The organism is Streptomyces sp. NPDC031210, assembly GCF_055570395.1.
The window spans coordinates 119,656-134,212 of record NZ_JBVIHH010000017.1 but is presented as its reverse complement, the minus strand read 5'-3'; the positions used below and the strand labels follow the sequence as shown (position 1 = coordinate 134,212).

The window sequence follows — 14,557 nt, the reverse complement described above, 5'->3', positions numbered from 1 at the left end:
TTCGCCGGGCACCGTCGTCAGGCCAGGCGCCCCGCCGCAGTGGTGGGCGGCCGGCGCCACCCCCGCAACGACCCCCGTCGGAAACGGAGCGAGGCCATGAAGGACATCATCACCGTCGGCCTGGACGGCAAACCGGAGTCGGTGTCCGCCGCCCTGTGGGCCGCCCATGAGGCGCGGCTGCGGCACGCGCGGCTGCGGCTGCTGCACGCGTGGGTGCTGCTCGTACCGGAGCCCGAGCCGCACATCCCCGACGAGCCGCCCCCGCAACAGAACTACTGGCCGCACCGGATCGTGGACGAGGCCGAGGCGGCGGTACGCGAGCGCTGCCCCGACGTGCCCGTGGACCAGGAACTCGTCGCGGAGGAGCCGCTCAAGGCCCTGCTGGACGCCGCCGAGCAGTCCGACCTGCTGGTCCTGGGCTCCCGCGACCTGGGCCCCGTCGCCCGCTACACCCTCGGTGAGCTGGGACTGCAAGTGGTCGCGCACGCCCCCGTGCCCGCGGTGCTGGTGCGCTCCCGGCAGGAGGTCGAGCCGACCGGCGGGGAGGGCGATGTGGCGGTCGGGGTGAGCCTGCACGAGCCGTGCGACTCGATGCTGACGTTCGCCTTCGAAAGCGCCGCGCGGCGCGGCGCCACACTGCGCGCCGTGCACGGCCGGCACCTTCCGGCGCACGCGTACAACCGGGGCGGTGGCGTGGAGCCGTACGCCGCGGAGGAGGCCGCGCGGATCGCCCGGAGCGAGCTGGCCGAGGCGCTGCTGCCGTGGCGGGAGAAGTTCCCCGACGTGCGGGTGGAGGAGCGCATGGACATGGTCAGCCCGGCCGACGCGCTGCTGCGCGACGCGGCGGGCGCCGGGCTGCTCGTCGTCGGCCGCCGCCACAAGCGTCACCTGCTGGCACCCCGGATCGGGCACATGGTGCAGGCCGCGGTGCACCACGCCCCCTGCCCGGTCGCGGTGGTCCCGCACGAGTGACCCGCCGGCGCCGATCGAGGAAGGGAGAAGATCCGCGATGACCAACGACGCGAGAGGGCCGGGCCCGGCCCCCGGCGACCTGGGCCGCCGGGCGGTGATGCGCCGTGAACAACTGGGGTTGACCCGCGAGGAGGTGGCGGCGCGGGCGGCCGCCGCCCCCGGCTACCTGGAGTACGTCGAGGAGCACGCGGCCACGCCCGGCATCGGCTTCCTGCTGCGCCTGGCCGCCGCCCTGGACACCACCGTCGCCGAGCTGACCGGCGGTACGGCGGAACTCCCGGCGGGCTTCGGGCGGGCCGGCAGCCACCCCGAGGTGCTGGAGCTGAGCGCCGCGGAATGCCGGGAGCGGCTCTCCGGGCACGGGGTGGGCCGCGTCGCCCTGACCGTGGACGGCTCCCCCGCCGTCTTTCCCGTCAACTACACGGTCGCGGGTGAGCTGATCGGCTACCGCACCGCGCCGGGCAGCGGCCCCGCCGAGGCCGCCGGGCAGGAAGTGGCACTGGAGGTCGACCACATCGACGATGCCTTCAGCCAGGGCTGGAGCGTCCTGGTCGTGGGCCCGGCCCATGCGGTGACCGACCTGGACGAAGCGCTCGCGCTGGAGGAAAACGCCTTCACGGCCCCCTGGGCGGGCGGCGGGCGCCAGCGGTGGATCGCCATCCGCCCGAGCCGGATCACCGGGCGCCGGATCCGGGTCCAGGGTCTGCGCACCCCCTCGGGTGGCCCCTCCGCGATGGGGCATCACGTCTCGGCGCGGTGAGGAGGTACCGGTGCGGGGCTGACGGTGGCAGGGCCGACACCGGCCGCGCGACCGGGCGCGGCCGCGTGAGGAACGGAGGCAGAGCATGGCCAGGAACGTGGAGTGGGACGTCCGTCTGTACCTCTCCGAGGAGGACGGCAGGACCCGGGCCCGGGTGGTGCTGAACACCGGCACCACGACGCTGACCGGGCAGGGCACCGCCCGATGCAATCCCGAGGACGTCGACATCCCCCAGATCGGGGACGAGCTGGCGGCCGGGCGGGCGATGCACAACCTCGCCGGGAAGCTGATGCGGGTGGCCGACCGCGATCTGGAGGGCGTCGGCGCCGCGCCGCCCGGCGGCGGCCCGACGACGACCGCCTACGGCTGGACGGACGCGATGTCCTGAGCGGACCCGGCGGGCGGAGACGGGCACGCGGGCGGGCGGTCTCCGGCGGACGGTCTCAGCGGGCGCGCGGAAGGAGCCGCCATGTCGGACGCCACCACCACCGACCTGTACGAAGTGACGATGGCGCTGTCCTACCTGCGGGAAGGCATGACGAAGCCCGCCACTTTCGACTGCTTCGTGCGGGACCTGCCCGCGGACCGGGGTTTCCTCGTCGCCGCCGGGGTGCGGTCCGCACTCGACTACCTGTCCGCCTTCCGGGTACGCCCCGACGACGTGGAGGTCTTCGCCGAAGTGCTGCGGCGGCCCGCGCGCGACCTGGCGCCGCTGCGCAACCTGCGCTTCACCGGCGAGGTGCGGGCCGTCCCCGAGGGCCGGGTCGTGCCGGCCGGGGTTCCGCTGCTGGAGATCACCGCGCCGCTCCCGCAGGCCCAGCTCGTCGAGACGTTCGTGCTCAACCAGCTCAACCACCAGACCGCCGTGGCGTCGAAGTGCGCGCGGTGCGTCCTGGCCGCGCGGGGCCGTCCGGTGGTGGACTTCTCGCTGCGCCGCACCCAGGGGACGGCCGCCGGCTTCCAGGCGGCCCGTCTGAGCGCACTGACCGGTTTCGCGGGCACCAGCAATGTCGCGGCGGCCCACGCCGAGGGGCTGACGGCCGTCGGCACGATGGCGCACTCCTACATCGAGGCGTTCGAGGACGAGGAGGCGGCGTTCACCGCCTTCGCGCGCTCCCACCCCGGCCCGCTGACGTTCCTGGTGGACACCTACGACACCGAGTCGGGCGTCGCGGCGGCGGCGCGCGTCCTGCACGCGCTGGACCGCGCGGAGGGTGCGGCGATCCGTCTGGACAGCGGGGACCTGGCGGCGCTCGCGTTCCGGGCGCGCGCGATCCTGGACAACGCGGACCTGCCCGGCGTGCGGATCATCGCGAGCGGCGGGCTGGACGAGTTCGGCGTGGCGGACCTGGTGCGCGCGGGCGCCCCGATCGACGTCTTCGCGGTGGGCACCCACGTCGGCGTCAGCGCCGACGCCCCGTATCTGGACTCGGCCTACAAGCTGGTCGAGTACGACGGCCGGCCGGTGATGAAGCTGTCGTCGGCGAAGGTCAGCTCCCCGGGCCGCAAGCAGGTCTTCCGGCGGCCCGGCCAGGCCGATCTGATCGCTCTGGCCGACGAGGAGCCGCCCGCGGACGGTGAGCCGCTGCTGGTCACGATGATGCGGGACGGGACGCCGTGCGGTCCCCGCGACGGGCTCGCGGACGCGCGGCGGCGGCTGGAGGCGGATCTGGCGTGGCTGCCCGAGAGCGCCCGGCTCATCCGGTCGCCGACGCCCATCGAGACGCGGGTCTCGGCGGCGCTGACCGGGCTGACGGAAAGGGTCCACCGGCGGGTCGAGCGGGCGGCGCTGACGTTCGGCCCCGCTGCCGGGCGGTGAGCGCGGTACGAGAGCGCGGTACGAGAGCGCGGTACGACGGCGGGCGTCCGCCGCTCGCGGGTGCCGGCGCCCGTCGTTCATCCGGTCTGCGGGGGGTCGTCGCTCACCTGGTCTGCGGTACGACCGCGACGGGGCAGTCGGCGTGGTGCAGGACGCCGTGCACGGTGGCGCCGAGCTGGAGGCCGAGATGGCCCTCGCGGCGCCGGGCACCGACGACGAGCAGATCGGCGGCGGCCGAGCGCTGGGTGAGCACCTTGGGGGCGGGGCCTTCGAGGGTGACCCGACGCAGCCGCACCGTCGGGTGGTCGTCGGCGGCGTCGCCGAGCGCCTGGTCGAGCAGGACCGCGGCGCGCTCCTCGTGGTAGCGGGCCGGCTCTCCGGCGAGCAGCGGATGGTCAGGGGGCTGGTGCGCGGGGCTGCGCCAGGCGCGGACGGCGTCCAGGGCGCAACCGCGGGCCTCGGCCTCGCGCAGCGCGAAGCGGACCGGCTCCGTCCCTTTGGCCGCCTCGCCGACCCCGAGCAGGACCCGCTCGTGCTTCCGCTCCACAGCGGCCCGGTCACCGCGCACCACGATCACCGGGCAGCCGGCCCTCGCCGCCACGGACAGGCTGACCGACCCCAGCAGGAGCCCGGCGAACGCGCCGCGGCCCCGGCAGCCCAGGATCACCGACGACGCGTAACGCCCCTCGCGCAGCAGCGCGGTCCGCGGGTCCTCGGCGAGGATCTGCGCCGAGATCCGCAGGTGCGGGTCGCGCTGGTGGGCGCGCTCGACGGCGGTGTGGATGACGGTGTCGGCGACCTCCTCGTGGTCGGGGCGGCCGAGGACGGGGGCGAGCGCCGCGCCCTCGTAGCGCTCCCATCGCGACGCGTGGACGATCCGCAGCGGCAGGCCGTGCAGCGCCGCCTCGTCCACCGCCCAGTCCAGTGCCCGCAGCGCGGGCTCCGATCCGTCGACGCCTGCGACCAGGGGCAGTTGCACCGTCCCCACCGCCTTCCTCTTCGGCGTTCCGGCCGGGCCCGGTGCGTTCCGGCCGGGTTTCCCGGCGGTGCCGGTCAGACCGGTCCGGACCCGTCGTGGGCGCCGGGCGGGCCGTACAGGTCGAGCAGATGCCGCCGGGTCGACTGGAGGCGGTGGGCGACCACGTCGAGCACCCGGTGGGTCAGCGCGAGGCCGAGGACGGGGTCCGCCTCGCACAGCGCGCGGACCGCCGTCGCGTCGAACTCGTGGGCGCGTACGGGGCTGAGCGACTCCGCGCCCAGGCGCCAGGTGAACGGCGGGACGAACCAGGACCAGCCCAGCAGGTCCCCGTGGCCGAGCGTCTCGACGGTCGCCGGGCGCCGGCCGCGTACCTGGAGGTCGAGGGTGACCGAGCCGGTGCGGATGATCCAGAACCGGTCGGCGAGACCGCCCTCCTCGAAGATCCGGGTTCCGGCGTCGAAGGAGACGTCGTGAGCGAAGCGCAGCAGACGGTCGCGCCCTTCGGGGGGCAGGACGCTGAGCAGTGCGGTGGTCATGGCAGTCCTCCAGGTGTCCGCCGGCGACGGCACGGGCGGCCGGCCGCCACCGGTCCCTCCAGCGTGCGCGGCCGCGGCCCGGCCGGGCAGGGGCTGTTCGGCGCGACCCGTGGCCCGAAAGACCCATGGGTTGCGCCGGCCGGGGTCCGCGGGACGTGCTCGTCGGCCCCGGCGGCTACGGTGGAAACGCGGCCCCGCCCGGGCGCGGGGCGCGACGGAGGCATGGGTTGCGCGACGACGACCGGAGCGGTCACCACGACGGCGCGCGGCGGCACCTGGACGCGCTGCCGGAGGATCTGCACGAGCGCCTGGAGGCCGTGCAGCGGCACTCCGGCCCGGCCGCGCACCTGCTGCTCGAAGCGGTGCTGTCGGTGGGCAAGGGGCTGGAGCTGCCGCAGATGCTGCGCCGGATCGTGGAGGCGGCGGTGGTGCTGGTCGACGCCGAGTACGGCGCGCTGGGCGTGGTGGGCGGCGACAGCGGGCTCGCGCAGTTCCTGACGGTGGGCGTCAGCGAGGAGCAGGAACGCGCCATCGGCCCGCACCCGGCCGGGCACGGCATCCTCGGCGAGCTGATCCGCCGCCCCGAGCCGCTGCGGCTGGCGGAACTGTCCGAGCATCCGGCGTCCTACGGATTCCCGCCGCACCATCCGCCGATGCACTCCTTCCTCGGGGTGCCCATCCGGGTGCGGGACGAGGTGTTCGGCAATCTGTACCTCACCGAGAAGCGGGGCGGCGGCCAGTTCGACGACGAGGACGAGACGGTGTTGTCGACGCTCGCGGTCGCGGCGGGTGTGGCCATCGAGAACGCCCGGCTGTACGAGGAGGCCCGCTACCGCCAGCGGTGGCTGGAGGCCAACGGCGAGATCGTCGCCAGTCTCCTGCCCGGCGCGGACGAGATGCACGTGCTGGGCATGATCGTCGACCACGCGGTGCGTATTCTCGCCGCCGACCTCGGGGTGCTGGCGCTGCCCCTGGAGACCGGCGGTCTGCGGGTGGTGCTGGCGTCCGGCGTGGACGCCGAGGAGCACCGCGGGCTGGTGCTGCCGGACGAGGGCTCCTTCGTCGGGGCGGCGCTCGCCGCGGCCAAGCCGCTCATCAGCGTCGATGTCGAGCACGATCCGCGGATCACGGTGGGTCCGCCGCGCTGGCGGGGGCTGGGGCCGGCCGTCGCCGTCCCGATGATCACTGGTGAGCGGGTGCGGGGAGTGCTGCTGCTGGCCCGGCTGCGGGGCCGCGCGCCGTTCACCGCACCGGAGACCACGCCGCTGCTGACCTTCGCCGGTCAGGCGGGCCTGGCGCTGGAGCTGGCCGAACAGCGGCAGGCCGCCGACCAGTTGGCGCTGCTGCGGGACCGCGACCGGATCGCCCGCGATCTGCACGATCTGGCCATTCAACGGCTCTTCGCGACCGGGATGACGCTGCAGAGCGCGGTGCGCTTCGTCGATCATCCGGAGGCCAGCGAGCGGCTGCTGCGCGCCGTCGACGATCTGGACGCGACGATCAAAATCATCCGGTCGACCATCTTCGGGCTGCGGGCCCGCGAGAGCGGCCCGGGGCGTCAGGGGCTGCGGGTCCGGGTGGTCACCGCGGTCGAGCAGGGCGCGCGGGCCCTGGGGTTCACGCCCTCGCTCCACATGGCGGGGCTCATCGACACCGACGTGCCGGCCGAGATCGCCGAGCACGTCGTCGCGGTGCTCGGCGAGGTGCTGAGCAACGCCGCGCGCCACGCGCACGCGACGGCGGTCGATGTGGCGCTGACCGTGCGCGGCGGCGCGCTGACCCTGACCGTCACCGACAACGGCCGGGGCCTCGCGCCCGGCGGCCGCCGCAGCGGGCTGGCCAATCTCGCCCGACGGGCGGAGAGCGCGGGCGGGGAGCTGCGCACCGAGGCGCCGGCCGAGGGCGGCACGCGGGTGGTGTGGCGGGTACCGCTGCCCTCGGCGTGAGGCGGGCCGCCGGGCGCGTCGGGCGTCGGTCCCCCGGCGGGTGGGTCAGCCGCGGCGGTGGCCGGGGCCGGCCCCGGGCGGTGGGGGTGCCTGGGTGGCCAGGACCGCAGCCTGGATGCGGCGTTCGACGCCGAGCTTGGCCAGCAGGCGGGAGATGTGGTTCTTGACGGTCTTCTCGGACAGGTAGAGCCGCTTACCGATCTGACGGTTCGTCAGCCCTTCGCCGATCAGCCCGAGGATCTCCCGCTCCCGCGGCGAGAGACCGGACAGCGCGTCCGCCCGGGTCTCCAGTTCGCTCTCCTCGCCCCGCAGGCTGTTCATCAGCCGCGCCGTGGTCGCCGGGTCCAGCATCGAACGTCCCGAGGCGATGGTGCGTACCGCGGCGACCAGGTCGGCGCCCTTGATCTCCTTCAGCACATAGCCCGCCGCGCCGGCCATGATCGCGTCGAGCAGCGCGTCGTCGTCGTCGAAGGAGGTGAGCATCAGGCAGGCCAGCTCCGGCATCCGGGAGCGCAGTTCCCGGCAGACGCTGATGCCGTCACCGTCCGGCAGCCGTACGTCGAGGACGGCGACATCGGGCCGCAGCGCCGGTCCGCGGGCGAGCGCGTGGTCGGCGGTGCCGGCGTCCCCGACGACCTCGATGTCCGGCTCCGCGTCCAGCAGGTCCTGCACACCGCGCCGGACCACTTCGTGATCGTCGAGCAGGAACACCCGGATCGGCCGCTGCGGTGAGAACCCGCCCGCTTCGCTCATCGTGCCCTCCGTGTCGTCTACGGCTCGTCCCGCCATCGTGGCCCGGCCGCCGGAGGGCCGCCAGGGCCGAACGGGTCCGCACCGGCCCACCGGGCCGCACGCAGGGCCGTTCGGCCCCTCTTGCCGGGCCCGGCGGCGTGGCACCGTCGGGGAACAGGCGAAAGGGGGTGCGTCGTGCTCACCAAGGAGATCCTCTGGCGCCGGCGGCACAACCCGCTCCGGCGCGGCTCGGATGTGGCGGAGTCCTGGCTGGTGCTGGCCACCGGGGCGCTGATCGCCGTCGCCGCCCCCCTCGCCGGCGTCGTGACGGCGGACGCCATGGACACCGCGACCCGGCAGGAGAGCGTCGGCCGGCACAGCGTCACGGCGGTGCTGACGAAGGACCCGCCGGCCCGCATCGGGGTGGACGCGGCGGGCGGCGTCGGGGGGCGGGTGCACGCGACGGTGCGGTGGACGGCGCCCGACGGCACGCCCCGCACCGGTGAGACCACGGTCGCGCCGGGCCTGAGCTCCGGCGACCGCACCACCACCTGGGTCGACCGGCACGGCACCCTGATACGCGATCCGCTCACGCCCACCGAGGCGAAGGTCGAGAGCGTGGTGCTGGGCACGGTCGCCGGCGGCGGCACCGCGCTGCTGCTCCTGGGCGCCGAACGGGTCGGCAGCGCCCTGCTGGACCGGCGGCGCTACGCGCAGTGGGAACGCGAATGGGAGCGGGCCGGTCCGCAGTGGGGGCAGCGCAAGGCGTGAGCGGGCCGTACACGCGCCCCGCGGCGGCTCATTCCTCGACGCCGCTGCCCTGGGGGCCGTAGAGGTCCAGCATGCGGGTGCGGGTGCGGTGCAGGCGGTCGGCCACCGTCCGCGCGACATAGCCGTAGACGGCCCGGCCGAGCACGGGGTCCTCCTCGCACAGCGCGCGGACCGCCGCCGCGTCGAACTCGACGGCCGTCACCGCGTGGGCGGCCTCCCCGCCCAGATGCCACACGTAGGGCGGGAACAGCCAGGACCAGCCCACCAGGTCGTCGTGGCCCAGCGTGTCGACCACCACGGCCCGGCGTCCGGGAACGTGCTGGTCCAGCGCCACCTGCCCGCTGCGGATGATCCAGAAGCGGTCCGCGCGCCGCCCCTCCTCGAAGAGCCGCGTGCCCTGGGCCAGGGAGACGTCCCGGGCGATTCCCACCAGCCGCTCGCGCCCCTCCGGCGGGAGTGCGTCGAGCAGGTTCCTCGCTACGGTCATCTCGCCTCCGTCGTCGGTCGACCGGGCCGCGCGGGCGGCCCGTGGCGGACCGCCGGGCGTCCCCCGCACGGGCCGTCTCACCTTCTGTGCACGATATGCGCCGCTCGGCGTGCCCGCCGGTCGCGGTGACCCATAGGGGTCCCAGCGGCCCCGCGCCGGGGCGTCGCCCCCGTCAGTGCCGTGGCGGCTCCTGCTCCAGTCAGCCGGCTCAGGGCGCGGTGGTGCCGCCGCGCGAAGCGCCGGGCGGCCCGGTCCCAACGGCCCAGGTAGGGCCCGGCGCCCAGCACCACGGCGTCGTACCCGCCGAGGTCGTCGGGCGCCTCGGCGGCGGGCAGCGCGTCGGCGGCGGTCCGCCGCTCGCGCAGCGCCTCGGCGATCCAGGCGCCGATCTCCGCGGTGGAGCCGCTCCGGCTCGCGTAGACCACCAGCACCCGGCGCCCGGTGTTCACCGTCCCCACCCGCCGCGGTCGGGTGTGGCGAGCGGCGTTCCGTGCGCGGGGACCGGGCGGGCGCCGGGCGCGGACGGCCGGTGGCGGGCCACGCCGGCGCGGTGGGTGAGGTGGCTGGCGACCGCGGTCACGCCGTCGACCTGGCGCGTCATCCGTAGGGCGGCGGCCACCTCCCGGTCGTCCTCCAGGCAGCCGCTGAGCGTCACCACTCCCCCGCGCACGGAGACGCTGACCTGCTGGGGGCTCAGCCACAGGGTGCGGACCATGATCTCGTCGATCACCTCGTCACGGATCTCGGCGTCGGGGCGCAGGAAGATCCGCAGCAGGTCCCGCCGGGTGACGATGCCGATCAGCCGGGCCTCCTCGTCCACCACGGGCAGCCGGCCCACGCGGTGGTCGGCCATGAGGCGCGCGGCGCGGACGACGGAGTCGTCGGCGCGGACCGTCACGGGCGGCGCGGTCATCAGATCGGCCGCGGTCGGCGGTCCGTCCGCGCCGGCCCGCCGCCCGGGGCGGCGCAGGTCGGAGGCGGCGACCACCCCGAGGACCTTGTCGTCGGCGTCCACCACCGGCAGGCCGCCGATGTCGTACTCGGCGAACCATCGCTCGATGTCGTCGCGCGGCGTGGTGCTCCGGCCGGGGAGGACATCGCCGGTCATCACGCTGCCGACCTTGCGGTGCTTCATCTCACGCGTCCTCTCACGCGTCCGCTCGGATCGCGGCACGTCCCGCGGGCCGGCCCGCGCCCCACGGGTCCGGGTGCTTAAACGATCGGACGGCGCGGCGGCGGCTCACAGGGCCGTCCGGGACCGGGGCGGGGACCGAACGGCCCCGGTGGAAGGGGAGTTGGCCCGGGCCCGACCCGGAAAAAGGGCCGAAGGGCCCATGGCCCCGGGGCCTGCCGGCACTCCCCAGGACCGCTGCCCGCCCCTTCGATAGGGACAGGCCGACGGAGGCCGGAGGAGCACACGGAGGATGCCGGTGAGGACGATGCTGCGGGAGCCGACGGACAGCGCGCGGGGGCGGCTCCCGGCCGCGCCCACCGTCGTACGGCTGGAGGGCGAACTCGACTACGTGAGCGCGCCCGCCACCCACGCCTACCTCGACGCGGCGACATCCGGACGGCGCCCACGGCTGGTGGTGGACCTGTCGCGGCTGACGTTCCTCGACTGCGCCGGCGTGGGCGTCCTGTGCCGTGCGCGCCGGCGCGTCCGTGAACGCGGTGGTCGGATCTCCCTGGTCGTCACCGATCCGCTCCAGCGGTGGCTGCTGCGCGCGCTGGGCCTGGACGGCGGTTTCGAGGTGCTGGACGCGGTGCCGGGCAGGCGGGCGCCCCAGGACGGGCTACCGGACGGGGAGGTCGCGGTCCATCCGGGTGGCGGGCGAGGGGCCGGTGACGTCGAACGTCACGTCCACGACTCCTTCGACGGCGCGTACCAGCCGCGCGGCCACCGGGATGAGTGAGGTGTCGCGGACCTGACCCCTGATGGCGGCCACCCCGTCGGTGACGCTGACGTCGATGTCGCCTCGGGAGACGGCGAAGAGGTGGCCGACGATGTCCCGGCGGATCTCCTCGGCGAGCTCTTCGTCGGAGCGCAGGAAGACCTTCAGCAGATCGGAGCGGCTGACGATCCCCTGGAGCATGCCCGCGTCGTCGACCACCGGGAGCCGTTTGACGCCGGCGTGCGCCATCGTCCTGGCGGCCTGGGCCAGGGTGGCGTCGGCGTGGACGGTGAGGGCGGGCGAGGTCATGAGTTCGGCGGCCGTCACCGCGCCGGCCTTGCGCAGGTCGTCGACGCGGCGCAGTTGCTCCGAAGGGCTCGGCCGGGCGTCCCGGAACTCCTCCTTGAGCAGCAGGTCCGCCTCGGAGACGACGCCGATCACCCGGCCCTCGCCGGCCAGCACCGGCAGGGCGCTGACCCGCCACTGGTCCATGGTCTCGACGATCTCCTTGAACCGTGCCTCCCGCCCGACGGCCACCACGGTCTGGGTCATCACGTCGCTCACGATGCGCGGGCCGTGCCGCATGGGACGCCTCCTCGATCCGCCGCCGGCGCGTACGCGTCCTACCTGTCTCCAGCCTGGTCTCCCTGGGCCGTGGCGGACAGGGCCGTCCGGCCCCATCTCGCGGGCGGGCACCGGTCCGCGCGCCTCGCGCCGCCCGCCGGGACCGCCGCGCCCCCGCGCCGCCTCCAGGACGCCCGGTGCCCGGGGCACGGCTCAGGTGAGCTGGCGGCGGACGAGTTCGTGGAGCCGGCCGGTGGGGTCGGCGAGGAGGGTGGCGGGCGGGCCCTGTTCGACGATCCGGCCGTCCGCCATGACCAGGACCCGGTCGGCGTCCATGACGGTGGACAGCCGGTGGGCGATCACCAGGCGGCTGGCGTTCAGTTGGCGGGTGCTGTCGATCACGATGCGCTGGGTCTCGTTGTCCAGGGCGCTGGTGGCCTCGTCGAAGAAGAGGACGCGCGGGCGGCGGACCAGGGCCTGGGCGATCATCAGGCGCTGGCGCTGGCCGCCGGAGATCGCGCCACCCCCGGCGATCATGGTGTGCAGGCCCATCGGCATGCGCTTGATGTCCTCGGCCAGACCGGCCATCTCCGCGGCCGCCCACGCCTCTTCCTGGGTGAAGGTCTCGGCGCCGCAGATGCAGTCCAGGATCGATCCGGTCAGCGGCTGGGCGTTTTGCAGGACGACGCCGCACTGGCGGCGGACTGCCGCCTGGTCGAGGGCGGCGAGGTCCTGGCCGTCGTAGAGGACGCTGCCCGAGACCGGCTTGTCGAATCCGATGAGCAGGCGCAGCAGGGTCGACTTGCCGCAGCCGCTGGGGCCGACGACCGCGACGAACTCGCCGGGCCGCATCTGGAAGGAGACGTCGTCCAGGACCAGCGGGCCGTCGTCGGAGTAGCGGAAGGAGAGCTTGCGGGCCTCGATGCCGCCGGCCAGGACACCGGGCTGCGCGCTGCCGCCGCGCACCTCGGGCACCTCGTCCAGGATGGGCTTGACCTGCTCGAACATGGGCAGCGCCGCGGCGGCCGAGACGAGCGCCCCGGAGATCTGGGTGACGGACGTCAGCAGCATGGTGACGGAGGTGTTGAAGGTCAGGAACGCGCCGGCCGACATGCTGCCGCGGGCCGGCCCGGCGAGCAGCATGAACATGGTGAGCGAACACAGCGGCAGGTAGACGGCGTCCAGGACGGTGGTGAGGTTCTTGATCCGGCCGGCCCGCTGCTGCATCTCCCGGGAGCGGGCGAACTCCCGGGCCCACGCCGCGTACGCGAAGCTCTCCGCCGCCGCGACCCGCAGCTTCGGCAGGCCCCGCAGGGTCTGGAAGGCCTGGTTGTTGAGCTTGTTGCCGAGTTCGATCAGGCGGCGCTGCCAGCGCAGTTGCCACAGGCCCATGGCGAGGAAGACGGCGCCGATGACGACGAGCATGCCGATCGCCGCGAGCGCCAGCGGCACGCTGTAGCAGAGCAGCAGGACGAGGTTCATCGCGCCGACCGTGGTCGCCTGCACGGTCACCGGGCCGATACCGGACAGCACCCGCCGGATGGCGCTGATGCCCATCGCCGCGCTGGCCAGCTCGCCGGTGGAGCGTTCGGTGAAGAACTTCGTCGGCAGGCGCAGCAGCCGGTCCCACACGGCCGGCTGGAGCGCGCTCTCGATGCGTCCTTCCATGCGCAGGACGGTGAGGTTCTGGAGCAGCATGAAGGCGGCCGACACCACACTGGTGATCATGATGGCGAGGGCGACCTGCACGATGAGGCTCTTCTGCGCGGTCGGCACGAAGACGCCGAGCACCTGGCCCGTCGCGATCGGCACCAGCGCGCCGAGCCCGACCGTCACCAGGCCGCTGAGCGCCAGGTTGCGCAGGTCCATGCGGGTGTCGCGGAGGCTGAAGCGCAGCAGCCGCCACATCGTCATGGGGCGTTCGGGCAGCGGGCGGTAGAACATCACGGCGCGCGGTTCGAACGCGTCGGCGTTGTCCTTGCCGATGCGCATCCGCAGTCCGGACGCCGGGTTCACGGCCTCGTAGCGGCCCCGGCGCCACAGCAGCGCGACGGGCGCGCCGGACTTGGCGCGGTGGCCGACCAGCGGGCCGGTGTCGGTCCGCCACCAGCGTCCCTCCAGCCGGACCGCGCGGGTGCGGATCCGGGAGCTGACCGCGATCCGCTCGACGGGGCTGAGGCGGTCGTTGACGGCGGCGCCCTTGGCGGGTTCGGTGAGCGTGATGCCGGCGGCCCGGGCGACGTGGCGGCACACCGCGAAGGTCGTGTCGTCGGCGGCCGGGTCGGCGTCGCCGGCCAGCCGCCCGTCGCGGTCGGCTCCGCCGATGGACGCCAGCAGGGCCTGGTCGGCCCGGGCACGGACGGCTTCGCCCGCCTTGATGCCGGCCGCCGCCCGGTCCTCGTGGGCGCGCTCCAGTTGTTCGATCCAGCGGTCGACGGCGGACAGCAGCCGGTATTGCTGGTTGACCATCCGCTGCCACAGCGCGCCGTCGATCAGCAGGTCGGCGGCGGCGTCCGCGCTGTAGTAGGCGCCGTACCCGACGCTGCCGGGGGGCACCGGCATCCACAGGACGTCGTCGTCGGCGACGGCTTCGTCGAGGGGACGGCCGTCCAGCGGGGCCTCGAACAGGACGCCCAGGCCGCGGGCGGTGCCGAGCGCGAAGGCGTGTTCCAGCGCGGTGGGCTGCTCGGCCTGGGCCTGGTGGACGGTGCCGTAGCCGCTTCCCGGTGCGGCGTAGGCGCCGCCGTACTCGTCGTATTCGGGGCGGAGCAGCTCCCGCAGCGGGATGCGGCGCAGCCGGCAGTCCTGGGAGGGCCGGCCGAGCAGGGTGTGCTGCGGGCCCTCGACGGGGCCGAGCAGCAGGGTGCCCGTTTCGAGGCGGCCGAGGAAGTGCCAGTGGCCTTGCTGGGCGGTGTCGACGGCGAAGAGGTCCAGGGCGCCGCCGGTGACGAGCCACAGGACGTGCGGGCCCTCCAGCGGCACGCTGCGCAGCCCGGTGGTGTCGACGGGTGCGCCGAGGCCGCCCAGGGCGTGGGTGACCGCGTCGGTCGGGACGGGTTGTGCGGGGGCCGCGCCGGGTGCGGGGTGTACGGATGACAC

The 14,557-nt window shown here is 74.9% G+C and carries 15 protein-coding genes; 7 read left to right on the top strand and 8 right to left on the bottom strand.

Annotated elements, in window-relative coordinates:
• Nucleotides 1-96: 96 nt before the first annotated feature.
• The 4 genes from ACZ45Z_RS27705 (at nucleotide 97) to ACZ45Z_RS27690 (ending at nucleotide 3,551) form a co-directional block, all read left to right on the top strand.
• Complete coding sequence (locus ACZ45Z_RS27705) at nucleotides 97-972, top strand: universal stress protein (RefSeq protein ID WP_468367827.1); 876 nt, start codon at nucleotides 97-99, stop codon at nucleotides 970-972.
• A 37-nt stretch (nucleotides 973-1,009) separates the two neighbouring features.
• Nucleotides 1,010-1,732, top strand: a complete 723-nt coding sequence (locus tag ACZ45Z_RS27700) for a helix-turn-helix domain-containing protein (protein WP_468367824.1) — start codon at nucleotides 1,010-1,012, stop codon at nucleotides 1,730-1,732.
• 85 nt (nucleotides 1,733-1,817) lie between these two features.
• Nucleotides 1,818-2,120 (top strand): dsRBD fold-containing protein, encoded by a 303-nt coding sequence (locus ACZ45Z_RS27695; RefSeq protein ID WP_468367822.1) that lies wholly within the window; start codon nucleotides 1,818-1,820, stop codon nucleotides 2,118-2,120.
• Nucleotides 2,121-2,201: 81 nt separating this feature from the next.
• A complete protein-coding gene (locus tag ACZ45Z_RS27690) occupies nucleotides 2,202-3,551 on the top strand; it encodes a nicotinate phosphoribosyltransferase (protein ID WP_468367820.1) in 1,350 nt (449 codons plus the stop codon).
• A 103-nt stretch (nucleotides 3,552-3,654) separates the two neighbouring features.
• On the opposite strand, the gene ACZ45Z_RS27685 is transcribed toward ACZ45Z_RS27690, so the two are convergent.
• Both ACZ45Z_RS27685 and ACZ45Z_RS27680 read right to left on the bottom strand, forming a co-directional pair.
• Nucleotides 3,655-4,539 (bottom strand): universal stress protein, encoded by an 885-nt coding sequence (locus ACZ45Z_RS27685; protein WP_468367817.1) that lies wholly within the window; start codon nucleotides 4,537-4,539, stop codon nucleotides 3,655-3,657.
• A 65-nt stretch (nucleotides 4,540-4,604) separates the two neighbouring features.
• Nucleotides 4,605-5,066 carry a Crp/Fnr family transcriptional regulator gene (locus ACZ45Z_RS27680; RefSeq protein ID WP_468367815.1) on the bottom strand — a complete coding sequence of 154 codons (462 nt, stop codon included), beginning with the start codon at nucleotides 5,064-5,066 and terminating at the stop codon, nucleotides 4,605-4,607.
• Between the two features lie 125 nt (nucleotides 5,067-5,191).
• Here ACZ45Z_RS27680 and ACZ45Z_RS27675 point away from each other — a divergent pair, with 125 nt between their 5' ends.
• Entirely contained in the window at nucleotides 5,192-7,012 is a 1,821-nt protein-coding gene (locus ACZ45Z_RS27675; RefSeq protein ID WP_468367812.1) for a sensor histidine kinase, read from the top strand.
• A 45-nt stretch (nucleotides 7,013-7,057) separates the two neighbouring features.
• Here ACZ45Z_RS27675 and ACZ45Z_RS27670 read toward each other — a convergent pair whose 3' ends face one another.
• A complete protein-coding gene (locus tag ACZ45Z_RS27670) occupies nucleotides 7,058-7,765 on the bottom strand; it encodes a response regulator (protein ID WP_468367809.1) in 708 nt (235 codons plus the stop codon).
• Between the two features lie 174 nt (nucleotides 7,766-7,939).
• Here ACZ45Z_RS27670 and ACZ45Z_RS27665 point away from each other — a divergent pair, with 174 nt between their 5' ends.
• Nucleotides 7,940-8,515 (top strand): Rv1733c family protein, encoded by a 576-nt coding sequence (locus ACZ45Z_RS27665; RefSeq protein WP_468367806.1) that lies wholly within the window; start codon nucleotides 7,940-7,942, stop codon nucleotides 8,513-8,515.
• 28 nt (nucleotides 8,516-8,543) lie between these two features.
• Here ACZ45Z_RS27665 and ACZ45Z_RS27660 read toward each other — a convergent pair whose 3' ends face one another.
• The 3 genes from ACZ45Z_RS27660 to ACZ45Z_RS27650 all read right to left on the bottom strand — a co-directional run bounded on the left by ACZ45Z_RS27660 (nucleotide 8,544) and on the right by ACZ45Z_RS27650 (nucleotide 10,137).
• Nucleotides 8,544-9,002 (bottom strand): cyclic nucleotide-binding domain-containing protein, encoded by a 459-nt coding sequence (locus tag ACZ45Z_RS27660; RefSeq protein WP_468367803.1) that lies wholly within the window; start codon nucleotides 9,000-9,002, stop codon nucleotides 8,544-8,546.
• 77 nt (nucleotides 9,003-9,079) lie between these two features.
• On the bottom strand, nucleotides 9,080-9,451 hold the full coding sequence (locus ACZ45Z_RS27655; protein ID WP_468367800.1) for a flavodoxin domain-containing protein: 372 nt from the start codon (nucleotides 9,449-9,451) through the stop codon (nucleotides 9,080-9,082).
• Nucleotides 9,448-10,137 carry a CBS domain-containing protein gene (locus tag ACZ45Z_RS27650; protein ID WP_468367797.1) on the bottom strand — a complete coding sequence of 230 codons (690 nt, stop codon included), beginning with the start codon at nucleotides 10,135-10,137 and terminating at the stop codon, nucleotides 9,448-9,450. Before ACZ45Z_RS27650 ends, ACZ45Z_RS27655 begins: the two co-directional genes overlap by 4 nt.
• A gap of 289 nt (nucleotides 10,138-10,426) precedes the next feature.
• Here ACZ45Z_RS27650 and ACZ45Z_RS27645 point away from each other — a divergent pair, with 289 nt between their 5' ends.
• Nucleotides 10,427-10,915 (top strand): STAS domain-containing protein, encoded by a 489-nt coding sequence (locus tag ACZ45Z_RS27645; RefSeq protein ID WP_468367794.1) that lies wholly within the window; start codon nucleotides 10,427-10,429, stop codon nucleotides 10,913-10,915.
• On the opposite strand, the gene ACZ45Z_RS27640 is transcribed toward ACZ45Z_RS27645, so the two are convergent.
• Together ACZ45Z_RS27640 and ACZ45Z_RS27635 are read right to left on the bottom strand one after the other, a co-directional pair.
• Nucleotides 10,796-11,479, bottom strand: a complete 684-nt coding sequence (locus tag ACZ45Z_RS27640) for a CBS domain-containing protein (protein ID WP_468367792.1) — start codon at nucleotides 11,477-11,479, stop codon at nucleotides 10,796-10,798. The genes ACZ45Z_RS27645 and ACZ45Z_RS27640 overlap by 120 nt on opposite strands.
• Nucleotides 11,480-11,671: 192 nt before the next feature.
• Nucleotides 11,672-14,557, bottom strand: coding sequence for an NHLP bacteriocin export ABC transporter permease/ATPase subunit (locus tag ACZ45Z_RS27635; RefSeq protein WP_468367789.1), 2,886 nt, complete (start codon nucleotides 14,555-14,557; stop codon nucleotides 11,672-11,674).